This window comes from Streptomyces sp., from assembly GCF_031178505.1.
Lineage (GTDB): Bacteria > Actinomycetota > Actinomycetes > Streptomycetales > Streptomycetaceae > Streptomyces > Streptomyces gulbargensis.
The window spans coordinates 1-4,876 of the sequence record NZ_JAPSIW010000548.1; the positions used below are offsets into that span (position 1 = coordinate 1).

The window sequence follows — 4,876 nt, forward strand, 5'->3', positions numbered from 1 at the left end:
CTGCGCTACGACGACCTGGCCGCCTTCGGCTTCCGGCACATCGACGACTTCAACCAGGCGGTCCGCGACGGCAAGGTGAAGCCGCCGCCCGGCAGCGAGCGGGAGCTGCAGCCCTACCCGTACCTCCTGGTCATCGTCGACGAGCTCGCGGACCTGATGATGGTCGCGCCGCGCGACGTCGAGGACGCGATCGTCCGCATCACCCAGTTGGCCCGCGCGGCCGGCATCCATCTGGTGCTGGCCACACAGCGGCCGTCCGTGGACGTCGTCACCGGCCTCATCAAGGCCAACGTGCCCTCCCGGCTCGCCTTCGCCACCTCCTCGCTCGCCGACAGCCGCGTCATCCTCGACCAGCCCGGCGCCGAGAAGCTCATCGGCAAGGGCGACGGCCTCTTCCTGCCGATGGGCGCCAACAAGCCGGTCCGCATGCAGGGCGCCTTCGTCACCGAGGACGAGGTCGCCGCCGTCGTACGGCACTGCAAGGACCAGATGACCCCGGTCTTCCGGGACGACGTCACCGTCGGCTCCAAGCAGAAGAAGGAGATCGACGAGGACATCGGCGACGACCTGGACCTGCTGTGCCAGGCGGCCGAACTGGTCGTGTCGACGCAGTTCGGCTCCACGTCGATGCTCCAGCGCAAGCTCCGCGTCGGCTTCGCCAAGGCCGGTCGGCTGATGGACCTGATGGAGTCCCGGAACATCGTGGGCCCGAGCGAGGGCTCCAAGGCGCGGGACGTCCTCGTCAAACCGGACGAGCTGGACGGTGTGCTGGCCGTCATCCGCGGCGAGTCGGCGGAGTGACGCACGGCGGCCGGGGGAGCCGGGGCGCCCGGTGCACCGGACGGAGTAACGCGGCGGGAGCGGGGGTACCCGTTCGAGATCCCTCCGAGACTCACTCGTAAGAAAAGGGTGGGCAACCGTTTCCCCTGGCCGTACGTCAAGTTGGACGGAGGGACAGAAGGATGTCCCATCCTCATGGCGTACAAACAGCACCCGCCCGGTTGCCCCACCCTTTCGTACCACCCATAGACTGAACGTCCAGCAGGTGGCTACACGCTCGAAAGGCGCTCTCGTGTCCATCGGCAACTCCCCCGAAGACGACCGGACGTTCCCGGCAGACGACCGGGAATCGATCGGTCGCGCTCTCCAGCACGCCCGTATCGCCGCCGGTCTCACCGTCGAAGAGGTCAGTGCCTCCACGCGTGTACGGATCCCGATCGTGCACGCGATCGAGGAGGACGACTTCTCGCGCTGCGGCGGCGCCGTCTACGCGCGCGGCCACATCCGTACCCTCGCGCGCGCCGTCGGGCTCGATCCGGCCCCGCTCGTCGAACGGTACGACGCCGACCACGGAGGCCGTCCCGCGCCCACCCCCGCCGCCCCGCTGTTCGAGGCCGAACGCATCCGGCCCGAACCGCGCCGGCCCAACTGGACCGCCGCCATGGTGGCGGCCATCGTCGCCGTCGTCGGTTTCGTCGGCTTCACGATGTTCAACGGGAACGACGCCCCCAAGGGCACCGTCACGGCCGAGGGCGGCCCCGCCCCCGCTCCCGAGAAGGCGACCGCGACGAGCAAGCCGAAGCCGGTCAAGCCCCTCGTGCCCAAGCCCACCGAGAGCGCGATCGCCGCGGTCCCGAAGGACAAGGTCACGGTCAAGCTCACCGCCAAGCAGGGCAAGAGCTGGATCTCGGCCAAGGCCGCCGACGGCAAGCTCCTCTTCGACGGGCTCCTCCTGGACGGGGAGTCCAAGACCTTCCAGGACGGCGAGCGCGTCGACCTGGTCCTCGGCAACGCCGGCGCGATCGAGCTGTACGTGAACGGCAAGAAGATCGCCGACACCTTCGAGGACGGCCAGGTCGAGCGGCTCTCCTACGCCAAGGGCGATCCCGAGGCCGGCTGACCGAGCCGCCCCCGGCCCTCCCGTCCCGTCCACCCCTCCGTCCCGGTGTGTGACGTCCGTCGCGCAGGTGAACCCTGCGCGACGGACGTACGGCCGGGACGAAGTAGTCTTGAGCCCATGCCCGAACGCCGTACCGTCGCCCTTGTCACTCTTGGCTGCGCCCGTAACGAGGTGGACTCGGAGGAGCTCGCAGGCCGCTTGGCAGCGGACGGCTGGGAGCTCGTCGAGAACGCCGAGGAAGCGGACGTCGCCGTCGTCAACACCTGCGGATTCGTCGAGGCCGCCAAGAAGGACTCCGTCGACGCCCTCCTCGAAGCCAACGATCTGAAGGACCACGGCCGGACCCAGGCCGTCGTCGCCGTCGGCTGCATGGCCGAGCGGTACGGCAAGGAGCTCGCCGAAGCCCTCCCGGAGGCCGACGGCGTCCTCGGCTTCGACGACTACGCCGACATCTCCAACCGCCTCCAGACCATCCTCAGCGGCGGCAGCGTCGAGGCCCACACCCCCCGTGACCGGCGCAAGCTCCTGCCGCTCTCGCCCGTGGAGCGCCAGCAGGCCGCCTCCGGCGTCGCCCTGCCGGGACACGGGGCCGTGGAGGCTCCCGCGGCCGTGCCGGAGGACCTCCCCGAGGGCCTCGCGCCCGCCTCGGGGCCGCGTGCCCCGCTCCGCCGCCGCCTGGACGCCAGCCCCGTCGCCTCCGTCAAGCTGGCCTCCGGCTGCGACCGCCGCTGCTCCTTCTGCGCCATCCCGTCCTTCCGCGGCTCCTTCGTCTCCCGCCGTCCCTCCGACGTGCTCAACGAGACGCGGTGGCTCGCCGAGCAGGGCGTGAAGGAGATCATGCTGGTCTCCGAGAACAACACCTCCTACGGCAAGGACCTCGGCGACATCCGGCTCCTGGAGAGCCTGCTGCCCGAGCTGGCCGGGGTCGACGGCATCGAGCGCGTCCGGGTCAGCTACCTCCAGCCCGCCGAGATGCGCCCCGGCCTCATCGACGTCCTCACCTCCACCGAGAAGGTCGCGCCCTACTTCGACCTCTCCTTCCAGCACAGCGCCCCGGACGTGCTGCGCGCCATGCGGCGCTTCGGTGACACCGACCGCTTCCTGGAGCTGCTGGAGACCATCCGGTCCAAGGCGCCCACGGCCGGCGCCCGCTCCAACTTCATCGTCGGCTTCCCCGGCGAGAGCGAGGCCGACTTCGCCGAGCTGGAACGCTTCATCACCCACGCCCGGCTCGACGCCATCGGCGTCTTCGGCTACTCCGACGAGGACGGCACCGAGGCCGCCACGTACGAGAACAAGCTCGACCAGGAAGTGGTCGACGCCCGGCTCGCCCACCTGTCCCGGCTCGCCGAGGAGCTCACCGCCCAGCGTGCGGAGGAGCGGATCGGCGAGACCCTGGAAGTACTCGTCGAGACGCTCGACGAGGAGGACGGCTGGATCGGCCGCGCCGCCCACCAGGCCCCCGAGACGGACGGCCAGGTGCTCCTCACCACGGACGGCGGGGCGGAGCCCGACCTGGCGCCCGGCCGTATGGTCAGGGCCAGGGTCGTCGGCACGGAAGGTGTCGACCTGGTCGCCGAGTGTCTCTCCGAGGAGGCGGGCAGATGACCGGAGTCCCGGCATCCGCGACGGGCGGGACCGGTAGGCCGGCGCCGCGCGGCAAGCTGGGCGCGGCTGCGGTCAATCAGGCCAGCCTCTGGAACATCGCGAACATCCTCACCATGATGCGGCTCGTCCTCGTGCCCGGATTCGTGGTCCTGCTGCTCCAGGACGGCGGGCACGACCCCGCCTGGCGCGCCTGGGCGTGGGCGGCGTTCGCGGTCGCCATGATCACGGACGTCTTCGACGGGCACCTCGCCCGCGCGTACAACCTGGTCACCGACTTCGGGAAGATCGCCGACCCGATCGCCGACAAAGCGATCATGGCGGCCGGGCTGATCTGCCTCTCGTGGCTCGGGGATCTCCCCTGGTGGGTGACGGCGGTCATCCTCGCCAGGGAACTCGGCATCACCCTCATGCGCTTCTGGGTGATCCGGCACGGGGTCATCCCCGCGAGCCGCGGCGGAAAGATGAAAACGCTGGCCCAGGGCACGGCGGTGGGCATGTACGTGCTGATGCTCACCGGTCCGCTCGCCACCCTGCGGTTCTGGGTGATGGCGGTGGCGGTCGTGCTGACCGTCGTCACCGGCCTGGACTACGTGCGCCAGGCGGTCGTCCTCCGGCGCCGGGGGCTCGCCGCCGAGCGCGCCGCGGCACGCGCGGAGGCGGCGACGCGATGAGCGAGGCCGCCCAGGTCCTGGCGCTGCTCGCGGAGCGTGGTCGCACCGTGGCCGTCGCCGAATCGCTCACCGGCGGTCTCGTGGCGGCCGCGCTCACCGCCGTCCCCGGTTCCTCCCGGGCCTTCCGGGGCTCCGTCACGGCCTACGCGACCGACGTGAAGCGGGAGGTCCTGCGGGTCGACGGCGATCTCCTGGCCGAGCGCGGGGCCGTGGATCCCGAGGTCGCCCTGCAGATGGCGGCGGGTGTACGGGACCTGCTCGGCGCCGACCGGGGCATCTCGACGACCGGCGTGGCCGGGCCCGATCCGCAGGACGGACAGTCCGTGGGCACGGTGTACGTGGCGGTGTCCGGGCCGGCCGGGACCGAGGCCCGGACCGGGAAAGTGGCGTCACTGCGATTGAACGGCGACCGCGAGGAAATCCGTAGAGAGAGCGTACGGAGCGTGCTGGAACTGCTCCGTGAGGAACTCTCGGGAAATGCGCGGGCACAGGATACGGAACAGAACGGGGGGAATTGATGTTTGCAGCCCTGAGTGAACACGACATCGCTCCCCGCACGGCCGCGGCGCGAGGCGGTACGGTGGGGCGTGAAGGATGCGGCTACGCGGTCCGAGGAGGGAGCCACCGATGATTCTGCTCCGTCGCCTGCTGGGTGACGTGCTGCGTCGGCAGCGCCAGCGCCAGGGCCGTACTCTGC

At 70.8% G+C, this 4,876-nt stretch carries 5 protein-coding genes; all 5 read left to right on the forward strand.

Annotation, left to right across the window (positions count from 1 at the left end; genetic code table 11):
- A partial coding sequence (locus tag RIF68_RS27440) for a DNA translocase FtsK (protein ID WP_309053986.1) occupies positions 1-801 on the forward strand: 801 nt, incomplete at its 5' end.
- 271 nt (positions 802-1,072) lie between these two features.
- A complete protein-coding gene (locus RIF68_RS27445) occupies positions 1,073-1,900 on the forward strand; it encodes a RodZ domain-containing protein (protein ID WP_309053987.1) in 828 nt (275 codons plus the stop codon).
- Between the two features lie 117 nt (positions 1,901-2,017).
- Positions 2,018-3,508, forward strand: coding sequence for a 30S ribosomal protein S12 methylthiotransferase RimO (gene rimO / locus RIF68_RS27450; protein WP_309053988.1), 1,491 nt, complete (start codon positions 2,018-2,020; stop codon positions 3,506-3,508).
- Positions 3,505-4,179, forward strand: a complete 675-nt coding sequence (pgsA, locus tag RIF68_RS27455) for a CDP-diacylglycerol--glycerol-3-phosphate 3-phosphatidyltransferase (RefSeq protein ID WP_309053989.1) — start codon at positions 3,505-3,507, stop codon at positions 4,177-4,179. Before rimO ends, pgsA begins: the two co-directional genes overlap by 4 nt.
- On the forward strand, positions 4,176-4,697 hold the full coding sequence (locus tag RIF68_RS27460) for a CinA family protein (protein WP_309053990.1): 522 nt from the start codon (positions 4,176-4,178) through the stop codon (positions 4,695-4,697). Before pgsA ends, RIF68_RS27460 begins: the two co-directional genes overlap by 4 nt.
- Positions 4,698-4,876 lie beyond the last annotated feature (179 nt).

Bases quoted from the DNA above. Each gene is read 5' to 3' on its own strand.
- pgsA (WP_309053989.1), top strand. From the start codon at position 3,505: ATGACCGGAGTCCCGGCATCCGCGACGGGCGGGACCGGTAGGCCGGCG.
- RIF68_RS27460 (WP_309053990.1), top strand. From the start codon at position 4,176: ATGAGCGAGGCCGCCCAGGTCCTGGCGCTGCTCGCGGAGCGTGGTCGC.
- rimO (WP_309053988.1), top strand. From the start codon at position 2,018: ATGCCCGAACGCCGTACCGTCGCCCTTGTCACTCTTGGCTGCGCCCGT.